The following is a 25,054-nucleotide window of genomic DNA, read 5'->3' as shown; positions in this document are numbered from 1 at the left end:
GCATGGCTTTGCTGGAAATTCGCGATCTGCAGACCTGGTTCGATACCCGCGCCGGCGTGGCGCGTGCCGTTGACGGCGTGACGCTCAGCGTGGCCCGCGGCGAGACCGTGGCGCTGGTGGGGGAGAGCGGCAGCGGCAAGTCCATGACCGCCTGCTCGGTGCTGCGGCTGATTCCGCGCGGCAGCGGGCGCATCGTCGGCGGCCAGGTGCTGTTCGACGGCGTGGACCTGCTGGCGCTGCCGGACGCTGGCATCCGCGCCATCCGTGGCAACCGCATCGGCATGATCTTCCAGGAGCCGCTGTCGGCGCTCAACCCGGTGCTGAGCATCGGCCACCAGATCGCGGAGGCCATCCGGCTGCACCGCCGGGTGAGCGAGCGCGAGGCCTGGGCGCGCGCGGTGGCGCTGCTCGACCAGGCGCAGATCCCGTCCGCGCAGCGGCGCGTGCACGACTATCCGCACCAGCTCTCCGGCGGCATGCGCCAGCGCGCGATGATTGCCATCGCGCTGGCCTGCGAGCCCGACCTGCTGATTGCCGACGAGCCCACCACCGCGCTGGATGTCACCACGCAGGCGCAGATCCTCGACTTGCTCAAGGCATTGCAGGCCGAGAACGGCATGGGCCTGCTGCTGATCACCCATGACCTGGGCGTGGTGGCGGAGATCGCCGACCGCGCCGCGGTGATGTATGCCGGCCGCGTGGTGGAGGAAGGGCGGGTGGATGCGCTCTTCGCCGCGCCGGCCCATCCGTATGCCGAAGGCCTGCTGGCCTCGCTGACGCTGGAGGAGCTGGCGCCAGGCGCGCGCCTGCCGGAGATTCCCGGCACCGTGCCGTCGCTGCTCGACATGCCCGGGGGCTGCGCCTTTGCGCCGCGCTGTGCCTACGCGGCCGACGTATGCCGCGCGCAAGCGCCGCTGCTGCGCCAGGTGGGCGATAGCCGCCGCGCGGCTTGCCACGCGCCGCTACAGGCCGTGCAATGGGCCGCGCGCCCCCACGCCAGGGCGCAGATGATGGCAAGGGAGGCCGCATGACCGCGCCATTGCTCGAACTCAACGGCGTGGTCAAGCACTTCGGCACGGCCGCCGGCACCGTGCGCGCGCTCGACGGCGTGAGCTTGTCGGTCAAGGCCGGCGAGACACTTGGGCTGGTCGGCGAAAGCGGCTGCGGAAAATCCACGGTGGCACGCGTGGCCATGCGCCTGCTGGGCAGCGACGCGGGCCGCATCGTCTTTGACGGACAGGACGTCACCCACGCCGAGGGCGCGGCGCTGCACGGCCTGCGCGCGCGGCTGCAGATGGTGTTCCAGGACCCTTACGCCTCGCTGAATCCGCGCGTCACGGTGGGCCGGGCGCTGGAAGAACCCTTGATCGTGCACCGGCGCGCGGGCAAGGCGGAGCGGCGCGAGCAGGTGGCTTGGGCGCTGTCGCGTGTCGGGCTGCGCGCCGACATGGCGTCGCGCTTCCCGCATGAATTCTCGGGCGGGCAGCGTCAGCGCATCGGCATTGCGCGCGCGCTGATGCTGCGGCCCGAGCTGATCGTTTGCGACGAGGCTGTCTCCGCGCTGGACGTTTCCGTGCGCGCGCAGGTGCTTAACCTGCTGTTGGACGTGCAGCGGGAGTTCGGCGTGTCCTACCTGTTTATTTCGCACGACCTGTCGGTGGTACGGCATGTGTCGGATCGCGTGGCCGTGATGTATCTGGGGCAGGTGGTGGAGATGGCTGGGCGGGATGCGCTCTGGCGGGCGCCGTTGCATCCTTATACGCGGGCGCTGATTTCCGCTATTCCGCGGGCGCGGCCTTCAGAGGCTCGGCGGCAGCGCGTCCTGCTAAAAGGTGACTTGCCTGGTCCGCTGGATCCGCCTTCCGGGTGCCGATTTCATACGCGCTGCCCGCAGGCTGCCGCGCGTTGTGCTCAGGAGGTGCCGGTGTTGCGGGAGGGGGCGCCGATGCATTTTGTGGCTTGTCACTTTGCATGAGACGCTGTTATTGCTTGATGCTCTGGATGTGTTTTATCGCTTTTGGCTGCTGATGCAGAATGGCGTTAATGGGCAGTGTTTTAGCGCTTCTAGCTGCTGTCGCGGCTGTACGGTGTTGGCCGTTTTGGAACGTGTGAGATGTCACTTTTCTTTACTCGTAAAGAAAAGTAACCAAAAGAAAGCGATCCTTGCAGGAGGCTGGCTTATTGGGGTTACGTAGCCCGGTGGTTTCGTCGTCAGGCCCCGGGTTTTAATTGACTTGTGCCGTTACCGGTTTGAATGGCCACGATCCTGTGAATGACGCTGGTTTCGTGGTGAGGCTGCTCGGTAGCGGCATCCTTGCTCATTCATCCATCTGCCGGTACCGGTGCAAAGTGTCACGATATACCACGCCGTGATGGTTTCGTGGTGGGGTGGGCGCGGTGGTGAGCTCCTCGGATTAATTCTCCGGTGCCACCGCGCCCACGACGCAAACGGGACGCTTGCAACTTCGTGGCCAGTGACTCCGCGAGCGACAGACGGCCTGAAATTCGTGGTGGCCGCTACCGGGGGGGCCACCACGAAACCCTGGGCACTGGCTGGGTCGTCGTGGTCTAAACTGGTAACGGCACGAGTCCATTAGCACCCAGGGCCGTACGACGAAACCATTGGGATTCCCAATGACGCCACGCCAGCCTCCTGCAAGGATCGCTTTCTTTTGGTTACTTTTCTTTACGAGTAAAGAAAAGTGACATCTCACACGTTCTAAATCGGCCAACACCGTACAGCCGCGACAGCAGCTAGAAGCGCTAAAAACACCGCCCACTAACGCCATTCTGCATCAGCAGCTAGAAGCGCTAAAACACGACCCAACTCACGCTACTCTGCATCAGCAGCCAGAAGCGCTAAAACACTGCCCACTCACGCTATTCTGCATCACCAGCCAAAAGCGATAAAACACGCCCAGAGCATCACCCCCTCAATGCAAAGGCACAACCAGATCACCCTCCAGCAAACTAACAACCCGATTCCGCCCACTCCGCTTGGCCTGATACAACGCCTCATCCGCCCGCGCATAAGCCTGCTCGAAACTCGTCCCGGACGGACTCCAGCTCACGCCAAAGCTGGCCGTCACCTGCAGGCCGGCCTTGACCGGAAACACATGCTGCTCGATCTGCAGCCGCATGCACTCCGCCAGCTCGACGGCGGCGTCCAGCGAGCGCGCCGGCAGCAGCGCCGCGAACTCTTCGCCGCCGACGCGGCCGATCACCCCTGCGCCTTGCACTGTCCGCTCCAGGCAGTCGACGACGCCCTGGATCACAGTGTCGCCCACAGGGTGGCCCAGCGAGTCATTGACCCGCTTGAAATGATCGATATCCAGCACGATCAGCGCCAGGCTGTCCTTGGCCAGTAGCGCGCCGGCCCGCTCGATGATGGCGCCGCGGTTCAGCGCGCCGGTGAGCGTGTCGCGCGTTGCGCGGAATTCCAGCTCGCGGGCCAGGTCTCGCAAGCGATGGTTGAGCCGGTTCATTTCCAGCTCTTCGCGGTCGCTGCGCTGTATCAGACGCCGGGTTTCGCGCATCAGCCGCTCGTAGTAGCCAATCAGCTCGCCCAGCGTGTCGCGGTATGCCCGGGCACCGGCATCGGGATTGCCGAATACCGCCCTGGCGCCTGCCAGGACGCTGTTTTCCGACTCGAAGAGATCTGGCTCGGACATGCGCGGGTCAGCTTGCCGTGGTGGCGTGGTCGAGGAAATCGATGGCGGGGAAGTCGGCGTGCAGGTCCTGGCCGAATTCCAGGATCGTGTCGTCGTCCACGTCGTGATACCAGTGCACGATCACCTGGTTGCCCTTTTCGGCCGCATCGTTCATGGCGTCGAACATGCTGAACAGCACCTTGGTGCTGGAGCTGTTGAAGTAGGTCAGCGCCACGTGCACGGTGACTTCGGTGTTCTCGCAGGCTGCCAGGTATTTGCGCAGGCGCAGGATCACGTCGCCGTAGAACACCGCGGCGTTTTCCGGATAGGACTCGCCTTTGAGGGACAGCCTGTGCTGCTTGAAATCAAAGCTCACCTCGGGCGAGGTCGGTGTGGCGGCAATGAACAGGTTTTCCATCAGTTTCCCTTTCGATCCCGTTCAGTAGTTCAGATGGTGGCGGTAAGGAAGAACATCGTCGATACCGGGTCCGTGTCGATGGGCTGGAAGCTGTACTCCAGCGGTGCGCTGGCATCGCGGGCTACGGTCAGGAATCCCAGGCCGGCGCCCTTGCTGCCCACCGGCGCTTCGGCGCGCATGGTTTCCTTGTAGGCCTGCTTGATCTGGTCCAGCGTCATGGTGCGCAACGGCTCCAGCGCGGCGCGCAGCTGTGCTACGCGGGTGATCGCCACCGGGTTGGAGCACATCAGCCGGTAACGGTCTTCCATCATGCAGATGCACACCGAGCCGTGGCGCAGCTGGTTGTTGTCCTGGGTCGGCGGCGTGAGCGCGTCGGACGAGTAATGCACGATGTTCTGCGCCATCTCCACGAACGAGGAAAACAGCTTGCGCCGGGTCGAGCTATCTACGCCGCTCACCGTCAGTTGCAGCCGGACTGCATCGGACATCGCCGCGATGATGTTCTGGGAGAAGTAGCCGACGTAGTAGAAGATCACGTTGCGTTCCCGGGCCATTTCAAAGAAGGGCCCATATTCATGGTCAATCGAATTACCGTTCATATCGGTGCTATTGAACGCGAAAGCAGAAAAAGGTGAGATCGTCGCGGCGCCGGTGATGGCCTTGCCACGCACGATACTGGTCCAGCACGGCCTCGTTGATCTGCGCCGCCGAAGCATCCCGGCTTGCGCGGATCGCTTCGCGGATGCGGCGCTTGCCAAAGGCGATTTCCTTGGGGCCGCCGATCTGGTCGATCAGGCCATCGGTGGTCACAAACACCACGCTGCCGGGCTGGGTCTGGACCACGCGGTTCTGCCAGGCAAAGTCCATGCCGGTGTCGACATAGCCGACGCCCATGCGCTCGCCGTCCACGATCTCGCCTTCCTCCTCGCCGGGCTGCAGCACGAACAAGGCGCTCTTGGCGCCGGCGAACACGAGCCGGCGGCTGGTGTTGTCGAACCAGAAGAACGCCGCATCCATGCCATCATTCGAGCCGGGCGTTTCAGTTTCATCATCGCCATCGATCTGCCCGAGCATCTGCTTGATGCCGCGGTTCACCGCCATCAAGAGCGCGCCGGGGTCGCGCGGGCCACGCTGCTCGATGGCCTGGATCAGGATGGACGAGGAGATCAGGGTCAGGAACGCGCCCGGTACGCCGTGGCCCGTGCAATCGGCCAGCGCGGCGAACCAGCCGTCTTCGAACGCGGCAAAGTGATAGAAATCTCCGCCGACCACATCGCGCGGCTCCCAGACCAGGCCCGCGTCGCCGAGCGTCCTGGCCAGCGCCTCGCGCGAGGGGCGCAGCATCGAGCGCTGGATGGTGCTGGCGTAGTCGATGCTGTGCATGATCTGGCGGTTCTTCTCGGCCTGCATGTCCGCGACCACGCGCATCAGCTGCAAGCCATGCCCGATGCCAAGGAAACGGCCGTCGCGCGCGATGATGAAGCCATCGGCAAGCGCTTTCTCGCCATACTCCACCGCCTTGAAGGTCAGGGCCTCGATGCTCATGGCGGCATCGACCACCAGCGGCTCCTTGTCCATGAAGGCGATGCAGCTCTTGCGGTTGTACAGCTCGCGGTGATAGGGCTTGCTCATCTGCGACATGAAGATTGCACGATTGATCAGCCCGATCGGCGTATCGTTCTCGGTCACCGGCAAGCTGTCAAGGTCCCGGTGCTTGCCGAACACGTCGAGGACTTCCTGATTGTTCTGTTCCGTGGTCACCGATGGCGTGGCGACGCAGAGATCCTCGGCACAGGGCTGCCGGAAGCGGGAACGAGCCAAGTGTGAGTTAACCGGAACGTCAGGCATCGCCAGGGCATTCGGACTATTGGGAAGCCGCCGATTGTATGGCGCGCGCATGACGGTTACATGACATATGGCGCATGCGGCCCATCCTGGTGCAGCCGGTAGCACTATCCACCGGCGCCTGCCGTCAGAATCCCCGGAAATCCCGTGGCGACACGCCGTAGGCCCGACGGAATGCACGGGTAAAGTCCGAAGCGCTGTTGAATCCCAGCCCATAGGCGATCTCGCCGATGCCGATATGCTGCAGGCGAACGAGATCGTCGGCAGCCGCCTGCAACCTGCAGTTGCGGATATACGCGCCAAGGCCGCCTTCGTGCTCGAACATCCGGTACAGGGTAGGGCGCGGCAGCTGGAACGCTTGCAGGATGCTCTCGGGCGAGAGGTCCTCCTGGTGGAGATTGGCCTGCACGTAACGCTGCACCCGCTCCAGCATGGCGGCGCGGGCCGCCGCGCGCGCGTTGCCGGCGAGGCGCGCTTGCTTGCCGAATGCGGCAATGATCAGGTGCGCGCAGTCGCGGATGGTTTTTGCCGCGTCGGCCTCCGGCATCGCCGGCAGGCTGCGGCAGAGCGTCGTCACGTGATCGAAGATCAGGCGCGTCAGCGGCGAGGTATAGGTAACCACGCGGCCATGGATGGACTCGGCATCGGGGATGGCCGCCTCCACCGTGGCGCGCGGCACAAAGAAGGCCAGCACCCGAGCGCGCGTGGGGCGGTGCATGTGCATCGGCTGGCTCAGGTCCAGCGCCAGGATGCCCGGCACGAACTGGGCCGATTTGCGCTGCCGGGAGAAGTCCGTCACCGTTTCGGCGATCCCGTCCACGGCCACATGGAAGACGTATTCGCGCACGCTGTCGGTGGAGATGCGCGCAGTGGTGCGAATCTGGCCTACCGGGTCGGTGCGGCTGTCCAGGTAGGTCAGGTCCTTGAGCACATAGGTATCTATCTCGCCCCGGAAGCCGCTGGCAACCTGCGCGCGTGAGAGGGGGACATCGAGTATCCGGCCCACATAATCGCGCCAGGCCGGCAACTGCAGCGCCACCGCCTCGTTCGCGACGGTGAAATGCTGGTGCACGATGAGCGGCGGGGCGGCGGCAGCGCCGGCGGACGCGGCCGCATGGGTATGCCTTTGCAGATGGGAGGCAAGGATCCGGCTGACGGTTTCTGAGTAAGCCTGGGTCATGATGGCGTCGGGTTCAGGAAATAGCGATGCGTACCATGTCCCTTGCATTGTACCGATGGCTTTCAGTGCCTAGTCGGTTGCCGGCGCGGTCGTCTCCTTCAGCGCGGCCGCGTCATACTCGCGCGCCGCATCGGCGGCGCGGCCCGTCTCAAGCACGCGGAAGCTGGCCGGATCGGCGCCTTCGATCACTACCAGGTTCACGTGGCCGACGATATAGGCGTGCTTGCGGTCGCGCGCAAAGTCCGCGTCGAGGAATTCCAGGGTGGGCAGGTGCACGCGCTTGGCCGAGACCGGCCGGCGCCCGAAGAAGAGCTGCTCGCCCGCCAGCAGGAAGCTGGGGTGGGGCACCTGTAGCGCAGCGTGCGGCACGGCCACCTTGAGCGGCTTGTCGTCGCAGAACAATTGCGCGTCGTCCCACGCGTAGCAGCCTGCGATACGCAGGGCATCCGGGTCCACGCCCTTCTTAGCCTTGCCGCGATAGAAGGCACGGCTGGCGTCCCTTGCCCAATAGCCCTGCAGCACGGTAAAGCCGGCGGGATCGACCTTGCGCAGGGCTTGTGGCGTTTCATAGTGGTTCGGCGCGAAGAACACGGTGGCGCCGTCGCTGAGATAGCCGTCGCCCAGCGCTTGCAGGCTGTCGATCGGCCGCGGGGAAAGCGGGGTCAACGCGCACTCGCTCTGGCTATACCTGTGCAGCCAGTGGATGCCATGGGCATCGCCGCAGAACACGCCGGCGAGGCCGTGGCCAACGGGCAGTTCCTGCACGGCAAAGGTGTCCGGATCGAGACCGGTGAGACGGTGGCCGTCATATTCCACTGCGCGCGCTGATGCGGATGATGCGGCTGGTGCCTGCAGGCGGTGCCACCAGTAGTCCTGCAGCGCGGGCAGTGCTGTGAAGAAGTCCCGCCAGCGCTCCACTTCGGCCTGGTCTAGCGCGGTCTTGCGCTTGCCGTCGTCGATGGGGCCGATCTTGTCGGTCAATCGCAGCGGGCCTGCGCCGTTGGGCGCCACCACCAGGCTGGCTCGGTCGGCTTCGATGCGCTGGCCAAGGTAGTAGACGTGCTGTGCATCGGCAATGTAGTTGCCCGGCAGGCCCACCACGGTGGCGCCGTCGGCGCCGATCACGCGCTTGCCGTTGAAGTAGGCCGACTCGGCGTCCACCGCGTAGTAGGCGTGCGTACAGGTTACCGGCTCCAGCGGGCCGCTCTGCGGCCAGCGCCAGTCCGGGTAGACCAGCGGCCGGAAGGCTTGCGGGCTGCGGGTGCGGATGGTCTTGCCGGTAATGAAGTAAGCCTGGCGCGCGTCGCGGGCGTAGCGCTCGTTGAGGACTTCGAAGGTGGCGATGTCGGCGTCTTCGATCCGGTAGAAATGGTAGGAGACCGTGCCGCTGCCTTTGCACGATGACGTGCTCGCCGTCGGTGAACCAGCGCCCGCCCATGCAAGCGGAAGGCCTGCGGATGGGCGATGGGCAGCGGGCTGCCGTCCTTGGCCCAGAGCGCCCGGTCGCTGTGGGACCAGATCACGGTGTCGCCGTCGATGAAGTACGAGGGATGGTTGGTTGGCAGGCGCGATGCGGTCATGGGGGGCTTTAGATGCCGGGTGGAGCAAGGTCGACATATTAAACTGTCCGCCCGGGCAGGCAATGGCCGGCCAGCCTTGCGTAATTGCAATTAACGGCCAAGAAATTTCCCCGCCCATATGTGGCGCGCCGGCCGCTTGCGGCCGGCGGCCAAGGCGTGCAGGATGTGGGCGGCAAGCAAACCGCCAAAAATGATCGAAACGAACGGAAACGAACTGGAGACCCTATGTCGTACATGCTGCTGATCGTCGAGCCCGTTGGCCAGCGCGCCGAGCGTTCCCCGGAAGAAGGGCGCGAAGCCTACGCCAGCATGCAGCGCTTTGCCGAAGGCCTGAATGAGCGCGGGCTGCTGCTGGGCGTCAACTCGCTTACGTCGCAAGACAAGGGCGTGCGGGTGCAGGTGCGCGGCGGCCGCCGCGACCTGCTCGACGGCCCCTTTGCTGAAGCCAAGGAAATGATCGGAGGCTATTTCCTGCTCGACTGCGCCACGCAGGATGAAGCCATTGCCATCGCCGCCGAGTGTCCCGCCGCGGCATGGAGCACCGTGGAGGTCCGCGAGGTCGGGCCATGCTTCCTGTAAGGCTGCCCGCGGATCGGGTCCCGCATGGCTTCGTCTAGGTAGTTACCCTTGGTTTGCGGTTTTTTTGCACAGGATGTCGATCCGGCGACGCGCGCTTCGTCGTAGCGGTAGGAGTCAGCGAGATGCCAGCAAGATGCCAGCAAGATGCCACCGGCATGGCTCACCACCGACTACCAGCAACCCAAGCTAAGGAGAACGCGATGCGATTCATGATCCTGGTGAAAGCCACGCAAGGCAGTGAATCCGGCGCGATGCCGGACGAAAGCCTTTTCGCCGCGATGGCGGCGTATCACGAGCAACTGGCCAAGGCGGGCGTGCTGCTCGACGCCGCCGGACTCAAGCCCACTTCCGCCGGCTGGCGCATCCGCTATGCCGCCGGGCAGCGTAGCGTCATCGACGGGCCGTTTGCGCAAACCAAGGAAATGGTGGCTGGCTACACGCTGATCCAGGTGCGCAACCGCGAGGAAGCGATGGAATGGGCGCGGCGCTTTCCGTCGCCGCATGGCGAGATGGCCGACGGAGAGATCGAGGTACGGCAGTTGTTCGAGCTGGAAGACTTCGCGCCGAGCCCCGCGGTGGAGCGCTTTCGCGACCTGAACGTCGGCCAGCACTGAGCCAACGCTCCCATCCCGGGCCCAACCCAACCCAACCCTTGCCGGATCCCGCCATCATGCTCAAGCCCATCCTGCTAGCCGTCTTCGCCGCCATTGCCCTCTTGCTGATCTACGCCGCCACGCGGCCCGATACCTTCCGCGTGGAGCGCAGCGCCAGCGTCAAGGCGCCGCCGGAGCGCGTGTTCGCGCTCATCAACGACCTCCACAACTTCAACCAGTGGAACCCCTATGAAAAGAAGGACCCGGCCCTGAAGGGCACCTACGGCGCCACGCGCAGCGGGCAGGGTGCCGCCTATGCCTGGGAGAGCGACAAGGTGGGTGTGGGCCGCATGGAGATCCTCGATACCGTGCCAGCCGCCAAGGTCACGATGCGGCTGGATTTCATCAAGCGGTTCGAGGCCCACAACACCGCCGAATTCACGCTCAAGCCCGAAGCCGATGCCACCAGGGTGACGTGGTCGATGCAAGGCGGCGTGCCGTACTTTGCCAAGCTGGTGCACCTCGTATTCAATATGGACAAGATGGTGGGCAAGGATTTCGAGGACGGGCTGGTCAACTTGAAGGTGCTGGCCGAGGCGCCGGCGGCCCGGTAAGCGGGGCAACCCGCCTGGCATTTACCCAATCGCGTGAAACCGAATCCAAGGACGAATCATGCACAAGCAAATCTACCTGAACCTCGCCGTGGCCGACCTGCAGCGCTCGCAGGATTTCTTCAAGGGCCTGGGGTTCACCTTCAACCCGCGGTTCACCGACGACAACGCTGCCTGCATGGTCATCGGCGAAAACATCCACGCGATGCTGCTCAAGCATGCGTTCTTCAAGGGCTTCACCGACCGCAAGCTGTGCGACACCTCGGACAGCACCGAAGTGCTGATTACCCTGTCCTGCGAGAGCCGCGCCGAAGTCGATGCGCTGGTCGCCAAGGCGCTTGCCAGCGGCGGCAAGAGCCCGCGCGCGCCGCAGGATCATGGCTTTATGTATGCCCACGGCTTCGAGGATCTCGACGGCCATATCTGGGAGCTCGTGTACATGGAGCCGTCCGCCGACGGCGCAGCCTGAGGCACGCGGTGGTGGCGACGACAACGACGCAGCGGGCGATCGAAGCCGTATGGCGGATCGAATCCGCCAAGGTCATTGCCCATGTAGCGCGCGTGGTGCGCGACGTGGGCCTGGCCGAGGAGCTGGCGCAGGACGCCCTGGTTGCCGCGCTGGAGCGCTGGACCGAGACCGGCGTGCCGGACAACCCGGGCGCCTGGCTGATGACCACGGCGAAGAACCGTGCGCTCGACTACTTGCGCCAGCAAGCGCTGCACGCCCGCAAGCATGAGCAGATCGGCCACGATCTCGAAGCGATGGAGGCCCACGTAGTGCCGGATTTTGTCGATGCGCTGGATGCCGCGCGCGAGGATGACATCGGCGACGACCTGCTGCGGCTGGTCTTTACCGCCTGCCATCCGGTGCTCTCCACCGATGCGCGGGTCGCCATGACGCTGCGCCTGCTGGGTGGGCTGACCACCGAGGAAATCGCGCGCGCCTTCCTGACCCCGGAACCCACCATTGCCCAGCGCATCGTGCGCGCCAAGCGCACCCTCGGCGCCGCGCGCGTGCCCTTCGAGGTACCTGGGCCGCAGGCGCGCGCGCCGCGCCTGGCCTCCGTGCTGGAAGTGATCTACCTGATCTTTAACGAAGGCTACTCCGCCACCGCCGGCGATGACCTGATGCGCCCCGCGCTCTGCGAGGAAGCGCTGCGGCTGGGCCGCACCCTGGCCGGCCTGGCCCCGGACGAGAGCGAGGTGCACGGGCTGGTGGCGCTGATGGAGATCCAGGCCTCGCGCACGCATGCGCGGGTCGATGCGCAAGGCCGCCCCGTGCTGTTGCTGGATCAGGACCGCAGCCGCTGGGACCACCTGCTGATCCGGCGCGGGCTGGTGGCGCTGGCGCGCGCGCAAGAACTGGGCGGGGCGCTCGGTCCCTACGCCTTGCAGGCGGCGCTGGCCGCCTGCCACGCGCGCGCCACCGCCGCAGCCGATACGGACTGGGCGCAGATCGCCGCCATCTACGACGCCTTGTCGGAGGTGGCGCCGTCCCCGGTGGTGGAGCTGAACCGCGCGGTGGCGATCGGCATGGCCTTCGGGCCCGAGGCCGGGCTGGAACTGGTGAATGCGCTCCTCACCGAGTCCTCGCTGGCGAAGTACCATTTGCTGCCCAGCGTGCGCGGCGACCTGCTGCTCAAGCTCGGCCGCTTCGACGAGGCCCGCGCCGAGTTCGAGCGGGCCGCCGGCATGACGCGCAACGCCCGCGAGCGCGAATTTTTACTGGGACGGGCGCGCGAAGTTCGCGGCGGGATGGATCCGCCGCCCTGAGGGCGCGCCGCTTGCCACATCGCAGTGCTCCACTGGGGCTACTATCTCGGCGCGGGCTATCGATTCTGATGCATCCAGACAACGCCGCGACGGATCAAGGCACCCCATGTTGAAAAAAACGATGTTTCGCACGCTTGCCTGCACCGGCCTGGCATGCCTGTCCCTGGCGGGCGCGCATGCCGCGCCGCCCTCACGCCCATACTCGCCCCGGGCGGTCAAGGTGCTCGTCATCGCAATGTTCGCGCCGGAAGCCAGGACATGGCTCGATCACCTCGGGCCTACGCAGAAAATTGCCGTTCCCGGCTTGTCACCCGACGCACCGGCGCTGCTTTGCAATCGCGATGCTGTCTGCGTGGTCACGACCGGCATGGGCCATGCCAACGCCGCCGCCTCCATGGCAGCGCTGCTGTATTCAAGGCTATTCGACCTGAGAAAGACATACTTCCTGGTATCGGGCATCGCGGGCATCGACCCGGCACAGGGTACCCTTGGTTCCGTGGCATGGGCGCGGTACCTGGTCGACTTTGGCATCCAGTGGGAGCTGGATGCCCGCGAAATCCCCAGCGGCTGGAAGTCGGGCTATCTCGGCATCAACACCCGGAGTGAAACGGAGAAGCCGCCCCTCGACTACCGTACGGAAGTATTCCGGCTCAACGAGGCACTGCTGCAAAAAGCCTATGCGCTCTCACGTGACGTGAAGCTCGCAGACAGTGGACAAGCGCAAGCCTACCGGGCGAAATACCAGAGCGCGCCCGCCAACCAGCCGCCTGCCGTGATCCAGTGCGACACCCTCGCAAGCGATACATGGTTCTCCGGAAACGCGCTGGGACAACGCGCGCGGGACTGGACCAAGCTGCTGACCGACGGCAAGGGCGTTTACTGCACCACGCAGCAAGAGGACAACGCGACCTTTGAAGTCATCAAGCGCGCGCAGGCGGCAGGTCTTGCCGACACGCAGCGCGTTGCGGTACTGCGCGCAGGATCGGACTTCGACCGCCCGCCAGAAGGCGGGTCGAGCGTTGACAACCTCCTGGACTATCAGGCGCAGGGGGCCTTCGTGCCTGCCCTGGACAATCTGTATCGCGCTGGCGCGCCATTGGTGAACGCGATCGTCAAGGACTGGCGGCATTGGAAAAACGGGGTGCCCGCGCACTGAGCCGCACGAGGTTGCGGCTAAGCGGGCAGGCGGGCGGAACGCGTCGCTTCGCCCGCCACGTACGCCTTGTTGAACAGGTTCGAGGCATTGAGCTGCAGGCGCCAGCGCGGGCCGATGTCGGCGTGGATCACCGCATCGAACAGCGTCACGGCCGATACGTTGAAGGACCTGGTCTGCAGGCGCTGCCTAGCGGAACTGCTTCAGGGCATGCTCGAACGTCGCCCGCGAGTATCCGCCGAGATGCGTCGACAGCAGGCGGCCCAGCGCATCATAGAAAAGCGTCGTCGGGTACCCCTTGACCCCCGTGGCTTTAGCCACCTCGAGCTTGGGATCAAACAGGAGGTTGCCGATCCGCACCTCGGTTTCGTCCAGGTAGCGCTGCACGATATCGCGCGGCTCTCCCTGGTTCACGAAGACGATGTTCACGTGCGGGTTGTCTGCCTGCGCCTTGGCAAGCACCGGCATCTCGGCCCGGCACGGCGGGCACCAGGTGGCCCACAGGTTCACCACCGTCGGCTTGCCGTTGGCCATGGCCAGGGGCTGAAGCTGGCCGGCTGTGTTGACCAGCGCGACGACAGGGACCGACGGCGGCGGTCCGGAACCGTCCGCCATCAGGGTTGCCGCGCTCCAGACCACCACGCTCGCTGCTGCCGCGGCCAGCAGCGCCTTGCGCATCGCACGACGGCGCAACAGATACCAGGCAAGCACGCAGCCACCCGCTGTGGCGCCCGCGAGGAGGTCAAAGCCCTGGTCCCGGATATCCAGGATCGTCAGCCAGTCGGCGCCATAGGCTGGCAGGTAATGCATGACAAACACCAGCCGCGCTACTACCAGGCTCACCAGCACGATGGCAAGAATCACGCGCTCGATGCTCGCCCGATCCTTGCCGATGGCGCGCCCGACCATCACGGCCACGGCGATGCTGACGATCAGGATGAGGGGGGCAACCGGGAGGGCAAAGGGTCCAATCTGCATACATCCTTGAGGGTCTTGGTGGGAAGGCCCGCTAGTCTGCACGCATTTTGGTTTTGCTATCCGTCACAATTCGTCACGGTTCACGCCAAAGCCCGCAAAGCGTCCAGCAATCTCCCGATCTCCGCCTCTGTGGTCAGGTAGCTGACCGAAGCGCGGGCGACCTGGCTGAGCCCGCGCGCGTTCATGTCCAGCGGCGTATAGGGAACGCCATTGCTGCCGATCACCACGCCCTGCGCCGCCAGCCTGCGCTGCACCGCCACGGCGTCCTGGCCGGCCACGTTGAACGCCACCAGCCCGGAACGCTCGCGGCCCTGGTCCAGTACGGTCACGCCAGGTATCTCGGCCAGCTGTGCGCGCAGCGCCTGCGCGGTGCTGTCGATCCGAGCACGGATGTTGTCGAGGCCGATCTCCAGGGCTTCCTGTAGGGCGTTGGCCAGCCCGCAGCGCAGCGCCATCGCCGCTTCCGCCGATTCGAAGCAGGCCGCGCCGGCCCGCAACACCGGCTCGCCATCCGCGTCCAGGGGCGCGGAGTACGTGTCGACGAATGCTGGCGTGAGCCGGGGCAGGAAGTCCTGCCGCACGTACAGCAGGCCTGTGCCCCTTGGGCCGCGCAGAGCCTTGCGTCCTGCGCCGCTGAGCACGTCGCAGCCCAGCTGGGCGACATCGATCGGCAATTGCCCCACCGCCTGCGCCGCGTCGATGAAGTACGGAATGCCGTGGCGCCGCGCCACTTGCCCGATGGCCGCTGCCGGATTGATGAGGCCGCCGTTGGCCGGCAGCCAGGTCAGTGCAATCAGGCGCACGCGGTGGTCGATCATGCCCTCCAGCGCTTCGGGGTCCACGGCGCCGCTGCTGTCGGACGCAATGGTCTCGATCGAGGCGCCCGCGCGCTGGGCCGTCAGGCGCATGGCGGCCAGGTTACCGCCCCATTCGTGGCGCCCGACCAGGATACGCTCGCCGGGCTGCCACGCCCCCAGGGCCGCGAACGCGGCGCCCCAGCCGGGCGAATTGCCCGTGGTCAGTGCGATCTCCGCCGGTTGAGCGTTCAGCAGCTGCGCGGCGAGGGTGCGCGCGCGTTCCGTTTGTTCGCGCGCCGCGACGCCGGCTTCCATCGGCCCCAGCGTGGCCTCGCGCTGCAGGTGGCTGTAGATCGCCTCGAGCGTGGCCGAGGACGGCAGGGAGGCGCCGCCGTGGTTGAAATGCGTGGTGCCTTGCGCGCCCGGGGTAAGGGCGCGCAAGGCGTCAACGGCGGCAGCGGTGAGGGGAGCGGGCATGAGGGTTCCTGTGATGCGCGTTCAGTTCAGGCCGAGGTCAGCGAGATGACCGCTTCGACTTCCACGGCAACGCCGGCGGGCAGCGAGGCCACGCCCACGGCGCTGCGCGCATGGCGGCCCGCATCGCCGAAGACCTGCACCATCAGGTCCGATGCGCCGTTGGCGATGGCGCTCTGGCGGTTGAAGTCCGGCGTGCAGGCCACGAAGACGCCCAGCCGCACCACGCGGGCCACCCGGTCCAGCCGGTCACCCGTGGCGGCAGCGATCTGCGACAGGATGCCGAGCGCCGACAGCCGCGCCGCCCGCACGCCGTCTTCGTCCGGAATATTGTCGCCCAGGCGGCCCAGGTACGCGGCCTGGCCATTCTCGCGGGAGATCTGGCCGGAGATAAAGAGCAGGTTGCCGTCCTGCACGAACGGTACGTAGTTGGCGGCGGGCGCGGCCGCGGCTTCCAGGGTCAGGCCGAGTTCGGCTACGCGGGCGGAGAGGGAGAGGGTCATGTCGGTTGCGCGGGAAAGAGATTGAGAAGGCCCATCCTATCGGCTTGGCGGCCGGGAAACCAATCAATTCTTGCCCCGCACGCATGAGCAAAACTAATACGTTCCGTTACGTGGCGTCACATGGCGTCACGTGGCATCACGTTCCTTCCAGCAAATCCTCAGCGGCTACCGTCAACAGCCAGGCACGGAATGCCGATGCGGCCTCGCCCAGCGCCCCGCGCGGCGCGACCAGCCACCAGCCGATGCCGGGATCATCCAGTACCGCGTCGGGCAGGGCCTGCACCAGCGCGCCGCTGGCCAGTTGCTGGGCGATCAGGCGGTGGCGGCCCATGGCGATGCCCTGGCCGGCTAGCGCCGCTTCCACCACGATGTTGTAGTCATGCAGGTGCACAGTCTGCGCCTGGCCCAGGTCCAGGCCAAAGCGGCGTGACCACGCATCCCACTCGAACGGCTGCCGGGCATGCGACGACAAGAACGGAAAGCGCAGCAGGTCCTGCGGCTTGGCGGGCCGATCCGGCCCGGCGATCAGGCCCGGCACGCAGACCACCGACAGGCGCTCCGGCATGAGTTGCTGCGCTTGCACGCCTGGCCAGGCGCCGCGCCCGTAGCGGATCGCCACGTCCACCTCGCCGCCGGCCACGTCGGCCAGGGCGATATCGGGCCGCAACTGCAGGTCGATGCCGGGATGCGCCAGGGAGAACGCCTGCAAGCGCGGCGCCAGCCAGCGCGTGCCAAAGGACGCCAGCAGCCCCACGGTCAGCGTCGTACGCGCGCTGGCGGGCGAGCGTACCTGCTCGGTGCCCTCGCGCAGCAGCTCGAACGCCGCATGCACCTTGGCGTAATAGGCCTGGCCCGCCGGGGTCAGCGCAACCGCGCGGGCACGCCGCTCGAACAGGGCCACGCCCAGGTCGCTCTCCAGCCGCTGGATATGGTGGCTGACGGCGCTTTGTGACACAAAAAGCTCTTGCCCCGCCAGGCTGAAGCTCAGGCGCCTTGCGGCGGCTTCGAACGCGCGCAGGGTCACGAGGGGCGGCAGGGATCGCATGGAACGCAGGGAGCGCATGAGGCTGGGTGGGTCGAAGGCTTGGGCGAGCGACATGCTACGCCTTGTTGTGAGGGCTTGCTGGTCCGGCCATGCCTCGAAACGAGGCCGGCATGCACCATATGTATCGCACTGTTGGTGCGTGATGCGTCTGTTACTTCATTTTTGCCGTGAAAAATACATATGTTTCATGGTTATCCATGATGGAACAATTGTTGCTCCATGAATAGTATTCCAATGCGATGGCCCATCGCATGTCTGCTAAACAAGGAGCGATAAATGAAAGCCGTGAAAGCCACCAGCCTCGGATTTGCCATGCTGGGAGCGGTGCTTGGCGTGGGGGCGGCCCAGGCCTCGGATGTGGCTGCCAGCCCAACGCTGGCCCGGATCAAGGAGTCGGGAACGATCACGATCGGGCATCGCACCACCTCGATCCCGTTCTCCTACTACGACAGCAACCAGAAGGTGATCGGCTACTCGCAGGACATCTGCGACAAGGTGGTGGCCGAGGTCAGGAAGCAGACCGGGCTGGCCAAGCTTGACGTCCGCATGGTGCCGGTCACGTCGCAGAACCGCATCTCCCTGGTCCAGAACGGCACGGTCGACCTGGAGTGCGGGGTCACCACCAACCTGAAAGCGCGCCAGCAGCAGGTGTCGTTCTCCACTACCTTCTTTGTTGCCGGCACCCGCCTGCTGGTCAAGACGGGCGGCCCGGTCCACGACTTCCCGGATCTCAGCGGCAAGGCCGTGGTCACCAATGCGGGCACCACGTCCGAGCGGATCCTGCGCAAGCTCAACGACGAGAAGAAGGCCAACATCACCATCCAGAGCGCCAAGGACTACGGCGAGTCGTTCCTGATCCTGCAATCGGGCCGCGTCGCCGCCTTCATGATGGACGACGTGCTGCTGTCGGGCGCGAAAACGCTGGCGCCGAACCCGGCGCAATGGGAAGTGGTTGGCACGCCCCAATCGTTCGAGGCCTACGGCTTCATGATGCGCAAGGACGATCCCGAGTTCAAGAAGCTGGTCGATGGGGTGATCACCGGCCTGATGAAGAGCGGCGAGATCAAGGGCCTGTACGACAAATGGTTCAGCAAGCCGGTGCCGCCAAAGAACATCAATTTCGAGTTTCCGATGAGCGCTGCGGTCAAGAAGGCTTACGACCAGCCGAACGACGAAGCGTTTGAGTAATCCCGTACCAGGAGGAGACCAGCATGACCGTTGTAAAGAACGCCGCCGCCCTGGATGTTGCGGCAGAGGCGCCCGTCGCGGGGAGCGGGCTGGACGCCGCCGCCTTCGCCAAGGTGACCAGGCGCATCGTGCCGTTCATCGTCCTTTGCTATTTCTTCAGCTACCTGGATCGGGTGAATGTTGGCTTTGCCAAGCTGCAGATGCAGCAGGCGCTGGGGCTGAGCGACGTGGTGTACGGCATCGGTGCCGGCATCTTCTTCTGGGGCTATATGCTCTGCCAGGTACCCAGCAGCCTGCTGATCTACCGGCTGGGCATGCGCAAGAGCATGGCCGCCATCATGATCGTGTGGGGTTTGGTTTCCGCCGCGACCATGCTGGTGACCACGCCAACGGAGTTCTACTTCGCACGTTTCATGCTGGGCGTGACGGAGGCCGGCTTCTTCCCTGCCGCGGTCATGTATCTGAACAAATGGTATCCGGCGGCCCGGCAGTCGAAGATCATGTCGATCCTCTTCCTGGCGATGCCGCTGGGGATGGTACTGGGCGGGCCGATTTCTGGCGCGTTGATGTCCGGCACGCACGATCTGCATGGCCTGCAGGGCTGGCAGTGGATGTTCGTGATCGAAGCGTTGCCGGCGATCGTGCTGGGCCTGCTCGTGCTCAAGATGCTGCCGGAGTCGCCGCAGACCGCGCCGTGGCTGACCAAGGCGGAAGCCGCGGCGATCACAGCCACGCTATCGACCGAGAACGCCCGCAAGAACACGAGCTTCGTGGCCGCGCTCAAGTCCCCGGTGCTGTGGATGCTGATGGGCATCTGCCTGCTGTTCAATATCGGCAACTACGGCCTGGTGTTCTGGCTCCCGACCATCATCCAGTCCACGGGCATGCAGTCGCCCCTCGAGATTGCCCTGCTGACGGCAATCCCATACAGCGTCGCCTGCGTGGTGATGAACCGCAACGCGGCGCATGCAGAGCGCGTGGGAGAGCGGCGCCTGCATGCCGCCGTCCCGCTCTTTATCGCGGCGGCCGCCATGTGGGCCAGCACGCTGTTTGCGCACAATACCGTCATGGCCATGGTGTTCCTGACCATCGGCATCTCCGGCCTGATGACGACGCTGGCAATGTTCTGGGGCCTGCCGGGCCGCGTGCTGGCAGGCACGGCCGCCGCCGGCGGCATCGCCATGATCAACAGCGCTGCCAGCCTCGCCGGCTTGATCGGCCCCGTGCTCATGGGCGGCATCAAGCAGTCCACCGGCAGCATCACGCTGGGCGTGCTGGCACTGGCCGCCATGATGCTGATTGCCGCGGCGCTGATCCTCGCCATTCCGCGCAAGCTCATGTCCGACCGGCCGGTGTGAGATGGCGATGCAACGCATGACGCAGGCGGAACTGCTTGCCGCCGTCGAGGTGGCCATCGGCAAGGTCCGGCCGCCGGTTTGCGCGCAGGATACCGAGGCCGTGGTGGCGCTGGTGCAGGGCATGGAGGGCATGGCGCAGGGGCTTGCCATCGCCATGGCATGCGGGCAGGAGCGCGGTAGGGGGGAGAGCGGCAATGGCGGCTGATTTGCATTGCGCCGCTGGCATCGCGGCGCAGCTCCGGAGCGGCAGCCTTACCGCGCAAGACGTGGTTCGGGCTAGCCTTGCCAGGGCGGCACAGGTCGAGGCGCTGAACTGCGTCTCCCGGCTGCTGGTGGAGGAGGCCACTGCCGGCGCTGGCGCCTGTGGCGCGGCGCGCTTTGGCGGCGAGGCCCCGCGCCCTCTGGCCGGTGTGCCCTTCGTCATCAAGAACCTGCTGGACGTGCAAGGCCACGCGACGCTTGCCGGCGCCCATGCGCGGGCGAGCGAGCCGCCCGCCACCAGCAGTGCCGCCGTGGTGCAAGCGTTGATGGCAGCCGGCGCGATCCCGGTGGCGCTGACACAGATGGACGAGTATGCCTGCGGCGCTACCGGCGAGAACGTGATCGGCGGGCCGGTGCGCAATCCGCTGGATCCAGCCAGGATCGCGGGCGGATCGTCGGCGGGCACCGCCGCGGCGATTGCAGCCGGTGTCGCACCGGTCGGCATCGGGTCCGATACCAACGGATCCATTCGCGCGCCGGCGTCGTTCTGCGGCATCTGGGGCCTGCGGCCGACCACGGGTCGCATTTCGACGCAAGGGTGCTTCCCTTATGCCGAGAGCCTGGACGCGGTTGGTCCGATGGCCTCGGATGCAACCGGGCTGGCACTGGCGTACCGCGCGATGCTGGGAGCCGGACCCGCCACCGGGGAGCCGATGCCGGCAGCCGGCGATTCGATGGCCGCCCTGCGCGTGGGGATTCTGCAAGCCGGCTTTGGCGATTTTGCGCAAGACGAGGCCCAGGATGCCGTGCTGCGTGTTGCTTCTGCGTTTGGATCTGCGCGCATGATCGATCTGCCCGAAGCCGATCTGGCCCGCGACGCCGCATCGATCATTTCCGCGTTTGAAGTCGGGCGCAATCATTTTCAACGCGGATTTGCCGAGCGCCATCCTGCCTATAGCGCCTTTGTACGCCAGCGCATGCTGGCCGGCCTGGCCATTCCCGAGAGCTGGTACCGGACGGCCAAGGCCTACCAGGCCGTGTGGCGCGCAAAGCTGGAGGCACTGTTCGACGAGGTTGACCTGCTGCTGGCGTGCACCACGCCTTATGCAGCCCCCCTGATCGGGATGGAGCAGATCGCCGGCAGCAAGCGAACCTACGCCCCGCGCGCGGATGCCGGCCACCTGACCCGTCCGGTTTCGCTGGCCGGGCTGCCCGTGGTGGCCGCGCCTTGCGCCGTGGCCGGCATGCCCTTGGGCGTACAACTGATCGCGCCTGCCTGGCAGGAAGAGAGGTGCCTCGACGCGGCGCTGTTCCTGGAAGCCCAAGGGTTATGCCGCAATGCGCAGGCCGGCAGCTACCCGCGCAGCTAGTGTCCCGTTCCGTTGTTAACGGATCTCAGCGGGCCACAAGCAATACACATCGCACACTTCCCCCAACCTACAATTCCTGCTCCAAGCTCAACAGACTTTGCGAACGAGTCAGCTGAACGGGATACTAGCCGGATCCGCATGTCCGCATGTCCGCATGTCCGCATGTCCGCACGGCTAGCTCCGCTTGGCCGGAACATAGGCGCCCGTCTGGTGCAACTGGCCTTCGGCGAGTTCGAGCGCCTTGATCGCGCCCTTGCCCTTCTTGGCGAGCAACTGCTCGACCAGGGCTTCCGCCACCGCCACGCCGGCCGTGATGGACGGAAAGAACGAAGGGCTGTCGATAGAGAACAGCAGCGTGCAATCGGCATGCAAGGCAATTGGCGCGACGGTGCTGTCGGTCAGAGCGACCACGCGGCAGCCGGCCTCGCGCGCTGCATCGGCCACGCGGATGCTCTCCTGGGAGTAGGGCGCAAAGCTCACCACCACCACGGCGTCCTTGGCCGTCAGGGCGCGCAGCTCCATCTCGAGCGTGCCCGCATCGCCACGGATCAGGTGCACCGTTGGGCGAAACAGCCGATACACGTAGTGCAGCGTGAACGCAATGGGATAGCACGAGCGAAAGCCCGCTACATACACATTGGGCGCGGCGCTGAGCAGGTCGGCAGCCTGCGGCATCGACTCGGCATTGTTAGCGCCGGTCAGGTCGAGGTTGCGGTGCTGGGCGTCGAGCATTTCCGTGAGCATCCGGCTCGACCCGCTCTCGCGCACCAGCTTCTTGGCACGCTTGGCATAGGGCTGCGGGCCGCCGCGGATCGACTCGACAAACAGCTCGCGCAGGCCCTGCCAGCCCTCGAAGCCAAGGAACTGCGCCAGGCGCACCAGGGTGGCTGGCTGGACACCTGCATTCGCGGCAATCTTGCGCATGGAAAGGATGGGAATCTCCTGCGGATGATCGAGCAGGTAGCGCGCCCCGCCCTGGAACTGCGTACTGAGCGTGGCGAAGTTCTCCCGGAGATGAACCAGCAATGCATCCAGGCTCTGCGGCGGCATGGAGACTTCGATAGGCATGGGCGGTGTCCTGGTTGGCGGATGTAACGATTGTTGCACAACTGGTCACCCGACGCACGGGACGTGACCCCGGCGTGGTTCGGCGCTGGATGAATCGAGCGAATCTCTTTAGTTTACAAGGAAACATATGTTGCACAACCGGGAGCGCTTTCTTATACTTCACCGGTGCCGGCAGCTTGTGCGAGCACCCCACGCCAGAGGACAAGCTTTGAAAAACTCCACGGTTGCCTTCACGCTCAGAGCCGCGTTTCTATGCTGCGCCGCGGCCCCGCTCGCATCGGCCTGGTCCGCCGATGCCTATCCCTCCAAGCCGATCCGGCTGGTGGTGCCGTCCGCGGCGGGTGGCAGCCCCGATGTGCTGATGCGGGCGCTGACCGCCGAGGTAGGCAAGACGCTCGGCCAGGCGTTCGTGATCGACAACAAGCCGGGGGCGTCCGGCATCATCGGCATCTCCGAGATCGAGCGCGCCGCGCCGGATGGCTACACGCTGGGGTATGCCAACAACGTCACGCTGGCGATCAACAAGAGCACCTTCAAGACACTCAGCTACCGCCCGGACAATTTCGTGCCGGTGGTGCTGCTGTTCAAGGTGCCCAACGTCATCGCCGTCAACAACGACCTGCCGGTCAAGACCTTTGCCGAACTGCTCCGCTACGTCAATGCGCATCCCGGCAAGGTGACGTTCGCCTCGCCCGGGCAGGGCACGTCGGGCCACCTCACCGGCCAGTTGCTGGCCGACCGAGCCAGGCTCAACTGGATGCACGTTGGCTACAAGGGTAGCCCGCAGGCCGCCACCGATGTGATGGGCGGGCAGGTCAACGTGCTGATCGACAACATGCCCACGATCCTGCCGCTGATCAAGGCGGGCAAGCTCAGGGCGCTGGCGGTGACCAGCCTGAATCGGTCCCCCATGCTGCCGGAGCTGCCCACCATCGCCGAATCCGGTGTGCCGGGTTTCGAAGGCGTGGCGTGGGGCGGGCTGGTGGCGCCAGGCGGCACGTCCGCGCAAAGCGTTGCGCGGCTTAACGCCGCGTTCAATCAATCACTGGCCGATCCCGCCTTGAAGGCGAAATTCGCGGCCCTTGGCGCGGAACCTGTCGGCGGCGCGCCGCAGGCGCTGTCCGGCTTTGCGGCCCGGGAGACCGTGAAGTGGGCGGAGGTGGTCAAGCAAGCGGGAATCGAGCCACAGTAAGCAGGGGGAGATAAGTCATGTCGGAATTGCCCATTGAGGCCGCCAGCACTGCAGATCTGCTGTTCCGGCGCGCGACCCTGGTCGACGGCACGGGCGCGCCGCGGCGCATCGCGGATGTCGCCGTCGCAGGCGACCGGGTCGTTGCCGTCGGCGACCTGGCCGGCATGCAGGCCAGGGTAGTGATCGACGCGGCGGGCCGGGTGCTGGCGCCGGGCTTCATCGATGCCCACACGCACGACGACGGCTACCTGCTGGTGCATCCGGAGATGGAGCCCAAGGTCTCGCAGGGCATCACCACGGTGGTGACAGGCAACTGCGGCATCAGCGTGGCGCCGCTGGTCACCAGCGATCCGCCGCAGCCCCTGGACCTGATGGGGCCGGCGGCACTGTTCCGGTTTGCCGAATTTGCCGATTGGCTTGATGCCATGCGCGCCAAGCCGGCCAACGTGAATGTGGTGCCATTGCTCGGACATTCCACGCTCCGCGTCAAGGCCATGCCGGACGTGAGCCGCGCGGCCAATGCCGAGGAAGTGGCCGTCATGCGCGTGGAGGTGGAAAAAGCCATGAAGGCAGGCGCCTTCGGCGTTTCCACTGGCACCTTCTATCCGCCGGCCGCCGCGGCCACGGAAGAGGAGATCATCCAGGTCTGCGAGCCGCTGCGGGCATTCGGGGGCATCTACTCCACCCACCTGCGCGACGAGACCGACGATATCGTGCCATCGATGGAAGAGGCGCTCAGGATTGGTGGGGCGCTGGATTGCCGCATCGTCTTCTCGCATCACAAGGTGGCAGGCAAACGCAATCACGGCCGCTCCGTGGAAACCCTGGCCATCCTGGACAAAGCGTCCAAGCTGCAGCCACTGTGCCTGGACTGCCATCCCTATCCCGCCACCTCGACCATGCTCCGGCTGGATCGCGTACGCCAATCCTCGCGCACCATGATCACCTGGTCCAAAGGCTATCCGGATGCGGGCGGCCGGGATTTCCAGGAACTCATGCAGACGCTGGGGCTGGACGAGCATGGCCTGCTGGATAGGCTGAAGCCTGCCGCCGCCATCTACTTCATCATGGATGAAGCGGACGTCGAGCGCATTGCCAGCTTCCCCCTGACCATTTTTGGCTCGGATGGATTGCCGTTCGACCCGCGTCCCCATCCGCGCCAGTGGGGCACCTTCCCGCGTATCCTCGCGCGGATGGTGCGCGAGGCCGGCCTGATGACACTCGAGCAGGCCGTGCGCAAGATGTCCGGGCTTGCGGCCGAGCAATACGGGCTCACGGACCGCGGGCTGATCCGGGCCGGCCAGTTCGCCGACCTGGTCCTGTTCGACGCAGACCGCGTGCAGGACAACGCCACCTTCGAGGATCCGATTCGCCTCAGCGAAGGCATCGATGGCGTCTGGGTCAACGGCCAGCGCGTGTGGGAAGCGACACACGTCATTCCCGCATTCCCCGGCCAGGTTCTCACGCACCGCCCGCGCCCCTGATTCGACTTTACGCT

Annotated in this window: 26 protein-coding genes; 14 read left to right on the top strand and 12 right to left on the bottom strand. The window is 65.7% G+C overall.

Translation table 11 applies throughout. The features are described 5' to 3' along the window. The first annotated feature begins 2 nt into the window (after positions 1-2). Positions 3-1,031 carry an ABC transporter ATP-binding protein gene (locus ACGLHR_RS04785; protein WP_400092317.1) on the top strand — a complete coding sequence of 343 codons (1,029 nt, stop codon included), beginning with the start codon at positions 3-5 and terminating at the stop codon, positions 1,029-1,031. Then, positions 1,028-1,975 (top strand): ABC transporter ATP-binding protein, encoded by a 948-nt coding sequence (locus ACGLHR_RS04780; RefSeq protein WP_400092314.1) that lies wholly within the window; start codon positions 1,028-1,030, stop codon positions 1,973-1,975. Before ACGLHR_RS04785 ends, ACGLHR_RS04780 begins: the two co-directional genes overlap by 4 nt. A gap of 958 nt (positions 1,976-2,933) precedes the next feature. Here the strand turns inward: ACGLHR_RS04780 and ACGLHR_RS04775 are convergent. The 6 genes from ACGLHR_RS04775 to ACGLHR_RS04750 all read right to left on the bottom strand — a co-directional run bounded on the left by ACGLHR_RS04775 (position 2,934) and on the right by ACGLHR_RS04750 (position 8,710). Further along, positions 2,934-3,671 carry a GGDEF domain-containing protein gene (locus tag ACGLHR_RS04775; RefSeq protein ID WP_400092313.1) on the bottom strand — a complete coding sequence of 246 codons (738 nt, stop codon included), beginning with the start codon at positions 3,669-3,671 and terminating at the stop codon, positions 2,934-2,936. 7 nt (positions 3,672-3,678) lie between these two features. Next, positions 3,679-4,068, bottom strand: coding sequence for a DUF1987 domain-containing protein (locus ACGLHR_RS04770; RefSeq protein WP_318237547.1), 390 nt, complete (start codon positions 4,066-4,068; stop codon positions 3,679-3,681). Between the two features lie 29 nt (positions 4,069-4,097). Continuing rightward, positions 4,098-4,667, bottom strand: coding sequence for a SiaB family protein kinase (locus ACGLHR_RS04765; RefSeq protein WP_318237548.1), 570 nt, complete (start codon positions 4,665-4,667; stop codon positions 4,098-4,100). 7 nt (positions 4,668-4,674) lie between these two features. After that, positions 4,675-5,916 (bottom strand): SpoIIE family protein phosphatase, encoded by a 1,242-nt coding sequence (locus ACGLHR_RS04760; RefSeq protein ID WP_400092309.1) that lies wholly within the window; start codon positions 5,914-5,916, stop codon positions 4,675-4,677. 124 nt (positions 5,917-6,040) lie between these two features. Beyond that, positions 6,041-7,093, bottom strand: coding sequence for a helix-turn-helix domain-containing protein (locus ACGLHR_RS04755; protein ID WP_400092307.1), 1,053 nt, complete (start codon positions 7,091-7,093; stop codon positions 6,041-6,043). A gap of 69 nt (positions 7,094-7,162) precedes the next feature. Next, on the bottom strand, positions 7,163-8,710 hold the full coding sequence (locus ACGLHR_RS04750) for a DKNYY domain-containing protein (protein ID WP_400092304.1): 1,548 nt from the start codon (positions 8,708-8,710) through the stop codon (positions 7,163-7,165). 188 nt (positions 8,711-8,898) lie between these two features. Here ACGLHR_RS04750 and ACGLHR_RS04745 point away from each other — a divergent pair, with 188 nt between their 5' ends. The 6 genes from ACGLHR_RS04745 (at position 8,899) to ACGLHR_RS04720 (ending at position 13,385) form a co-directional block, all read left to right on the top strand. Beyond that, positions 8,899-9,252 (top strand): YciI family protein, encoded by a 354-nt coding sequence (locus tag ACGLHR_RS04745; protein WP_400092302.1) that lies wholly within the window; start codon positions 8,899-8,901, stop codon positions 9,250-9,252. A gap of 200 nt (positions 9,253-9,452) precedes the next feature. Then, positions 9,453-9,866 carry a YciI family protein gene (locus ACGLHR_RS04740; RefSeq protein ID WP_400092299.1) on the top strand — a complete coding sequence of 138 codons (414 nt, stop codon included), beginning with the start codon at positions 9,453-9,455 and terminating at the stop codon, positions 9,864-9,866. A 56-nt stretch (positions 9,867-9,922) separates the two neighbouring features. Further along, on the top strand, positions 9,923-10,459 hold the full coding sequence (locus ACGLHR_RS04735) for an SRPBCC family protein (RefSeq protein ID WP_400092296.1): 537 nt from the start codon (positions 9,923-9,925) through the stop codon (positions 10,457-10,459). A 58-nt stretch (positions 10,460-10,517) separates the two neighbouring features. After that, the gene (locus ACGLHR_RS04730) at positions 10,518-10,925 is read left to right on the top strand and encodes a VOC family protein (RefSeq protein ID WP_318237555.1); all 408 of its coding nucleotides are present in this window, start codon (positions 10,518-10,520) and stop codon (positions 10,923-10,925) included. Positions 10,926-10,936: 11 nt separating this feature from the next. Beyond that, on the top strand, positions 10,937-12,229 hold the full coding sequence (locus tag ACGLHR_RS04725; protein WP_400092292.1) for an RNA polymerase sigma factor: 1,293 nt from the start codon (positions 10,937-10,939) through the stop codon (positions 12,227-12,229). A 106-nt stretch (positions 12,230-12,335) separates the two neighbouring features. Continuing rightward, entirely contained in the window at positions 12,336-13,385 is a 1,050-nt protein-coding gene (locus tag ACGLHR_RS04720; RefSeq protein ID WP_400092290.1) for a purine-nucleoside phosphorylase, read from the top strand. Positions 13,386-13,402: 17 nt separating this feature from the next. Here ACGLHR_RS04720 and ACGLHR_RS04715 read toward each other — a convergent pair whose 3' ends face one another. From ACGLHR_RS04715 to ACGLHR_RS04695, 5 genes are all read right to left on the bottom strand, one after another. Further along, a complete protein-coding gene (locus ACGLHR_RS04715) occupies positions 13,403-13,534 on the bottom strand; it encodes a hypothetical protein (protein WP_400092287.1) in 132 nt (43 codons plus the stop codon). A 37-nt stretch (positions 13,535-13,571) separates the two neighbouring features. Further along, complete coding sequence (locus ACGLHR_RS04710; protein WP_400092284.1) at positions 13,572-14,360, bottom strand: prolipoprotein diacylglyceryl transferase family protein; 789 nt, start codon at positions 14,358-14,360, stop codon at positions 13,572-13,574. Positions 14,361-14,440: 80 nt separating this feature from the next. Further along, positions 14,441-15,634 carry an aminotransferase class V-fold PLP-dependent enzyme gene (locus tag ACGLHR_RS04705; protein WP_400092282.1) on the bottom strand — a complete coding sequence of 398 codons (1,194 nt, stop codon included), beginning with the start codon at positions 15,632-15,634 and terminating at the stop codon, positions 14,441-14,443. A 26-nt stretch (positions 15,635-15,660) separates the two neighbouring features. After that, entirely contained in the window at positions 15,661-16,134 is a 474-nt protein-coding gene (locus ACGLHR_RS04700) for a RidA family protein (protein WP_400092279.1), read from the bottom strand. Between the two features lie 136 nt (positions 16,135-16,270). After that, entirely contained in the window at positions 16,271-17,188 is a 918-nt protein-coding gene (locus ACGLHR_RS04695; RefSeq protein WP_400092405.1) for a LysR substrate-binding domain-containing protein, read from the bottom strand. Between the two features lie 267 nt (positions 17,189-17,455). Between ACGLHR_RS04695 and ACGLHR_RS04690 the strand changes: the two genes are divergently transcribed. The 4 genes from ACGLHR_RS04690 to ACGLHR_RS04675 are packed head-to-tail and all read left to right on the top strand — an operon-like array spanning position 17,456 to position 21,296. Continuing rightward, positions 17,456-18,367: a glutamate/aspartate ABC transporter substrate-binding protein gene (locus ACGLHR_RS04690; RefSeq protein WP_400092276.1), complete on the top strand. Its 912-nt coding sequence runs from the start codon at positions 17,456-17,458 to the stop codon at positions 18,365-18,367. A 23-nt stretch (positions 18,368-18,390) separates the two neighbouring features. Then, the gene (locus ACGLHR_RS04685) at positions 18,391-19,725 is read left to right on the top strand and encodes an MFS transporter (RefSeq protein ID WP_400092274.1); all 1,335 of its coding nucleotides are present in this window, start codon (positions 18,391-18,393) and stop codon (positions 19,723-19,725) included. A gap of 7 nt (positions 19,726-19,732) precedes the next feature. Next, a complete protein-coding gene (locus ACGLHR_RS04680; RefSeq protein ID WP_400092271.1) occupies positions 19,733-19,930 on the top strand; it encodes a hypothetical protein in 198 nt (65 codons plus the stop codon). Beyond that, positions 19,920-21,296 carry an amidase family protein gene (locus ACGLHR_RS04675; RefSeq protein ID WP_400092269.1) on the top strand — a complete coding sequence of 459 codons (1,377 nt, stop codon included), beginning with the start codon at positions 19,920-19,922 and terminating at the stop codon, positions 21,294-21,296. Before ACGLHR_RS04680 ends, ACGLHR_RS04675 begins: the two co-directional genes overlap by 11 nt. A gap of 174 nt (positions 21,297-21,470) precedes the next feature. Here ACGLHR_RS04675 and ACGLHR_RS04670 read toward each other — a convergent pair whose 3' ends face one another. Next, entirely contained in the window at positions 21,471-22,364 is an 894-nt protein-coding gene (locus ACGLHR_RS04670; protein WP_400092267.1) for a MurR/RpiR family transcriptional regulator, read from the bottom strand. A gap of 208 nt (positions 22,365-22,572) precedes the next feature. Here ACGLHR_RS04670 and ACGLHR_RS04665 point away from each other — a divergent pair, with 208 nt between their 5' ends. Then, positions 22,573-23,556, top strand: coding sequence for a Bug family tripartite tricarboxylate transporter substrate binding protein (locus tag ACGLHR_RS04665; RefSeq protein WP_400092264.1), 984 nt, complete (start codon positions 22,573-22,575; stop codon positions 23,554-23,556). A gap of 17 nt (positions 23,557-23,573) precedes the next feature. Next, positions 23,574-25,040: an amidohydrolase family protein gene (locus ACGLHR_RS04660; protein WP_400092263.1), complete on the top strand. Its 1,467-nt coding sequence runs from the start codon at positions 23,574-23,576 to the stop codon at positions 25,038-25,040. The last annotated feature ends 14 nt before the right edge of the window (positions 25,041-25,054 follow it).

It is taken from the genome of Cupriavidus sp. CuC1, from assembly GCF_044627735.1.
Lineage (GTDB): Bacteria > Pseudomonadota > Gammaproteobacteria > Burkholderiales > Burkholderiaceae > Cupriavidus > Cupriavidus ulmosensis.
Note: the sequence above shows the minus strand (reverse complement) of the source record. Positions and strands in the feature narration are given on the sequence as shown.